The organism is Plesiomonas sp. ZOR0011 (assembly GCF_000800945.1).
Lineage (GTDB): Bacteria > Pseudomonadota > Gammaproteobacteria > Enterobacterales > CAMTGL01 > Plesiomonas > Plesiomonas shigelloides.
This window is the reverse complement of the sequence record NZ_JRKB01000125.1, coordinates 1-817: the sequence shown is the minus strand read 5'-3', so window position 1 is coordinate 817 and position 817 is coordinate 1. Positions and strand designations below refer to the sequence as shown.

Genomic DNA, 817 nt, shown 5'->3' with positions numbered 1-817 from the left:
GGCTTAACTGGCAAAAGATCAGGGTGGGGCCAGTGGCCCCACTTTAAAAATCGAGGCGATGAACGGGTACGCAAATCTTTTGCGTACCCGTGAAGTGCCAGCGGGGTATCGGGGCGCAGCCCTGATCAGGGTCGTTTTGAGGTGCCGTCACAGGGTGGCGGTTCAACAAAACATACCTTGTCCCTCGCTTGATCTTGTCATGCGCAATTCAGATAAAAAAGAATACTGGCGGCAAATGCCAGCAAGTTACGAATCCTGCACTAGCCGCCACATAACAGCTAAAATTTCGTGCATACGAAATAGCGGAGCCGAACCCAAAAAACATGGAGAGATGCGAAATGGAATACCGACCATTGAGCAAGGAAGAGATCACCGCTTTGAGAGAAGAAATGAAAGCAGCCGGAGAGTGGGCTAAAGCAATCCTGAAAGAAAAGCGGCGGCAAACGCTAGCAAATGGCGAATCCTGCCCTAGCGAAACAAAAGAGTAAGATTTCGTACGTACGAAATTTAACCGATAAGGAAGCGTTCATGTGGAAAAGCTAGGACAGCAAAGCTGACCTGAGCTTTACGCACAATCACGCTTGCCGATCAGCGGAACGGCAAGATGCGCTCCGCGCCCAATAAGTTTTTTTGATGTTTTGGAAGAGCCGAGAGATTGCGTAAGAGAGGATATAGGGCTGGCACAGCAGGTGCTTTTTTCCAAAGGCTTCGCCCTCCTGACGAGCTTCACAGAAAACAGGCGTTTTCCGGTGCTCAAATCAAGAGTGGCGAAACCCGAATCGGACTTAAAGATCCCCCCCATTTCTGGTGGGTCGCT

Annotated in this window: 2 protein-coding genes; one reads left to right on the top strand and one right to left on the bottom strand. The window is 50.2% G+C overall.

All coding sequences use genetic code 11. From position 1 onward, the window contains the following. Nucleotides 1-338: 338 nt before the first annotated feature. Complete coding sequence (locus tag L975_RS18270; RefSeq protein ID WP_156121246.1) at nt 339-488, top strand: hypothetical protein; 150 nt, start codon at nt 339-341, stop codon at nt 486-488. Between the two features lie 77 nt (nt 489-565). Here L975_RS18270 and L975_RS18495 read toward each other — a convergent pair. Beyond that, on the bottom strand, nt 566-817 hold a 252-nt coding region (locus L975_RS18495), incomplete at its 5' end, for a hypothetical protein (RefSeq protein WP_047709410.1).

Bases quoted from the DNA above. Each gene is read 5' to 3' on its own strand.
- L975_RS18270 (WP_156121246.1), top strand. From the start codon at position 339: ATGGAATACCGACCATTGAGCAAGGAAGAGATCACCGCTTTGAGAGAA.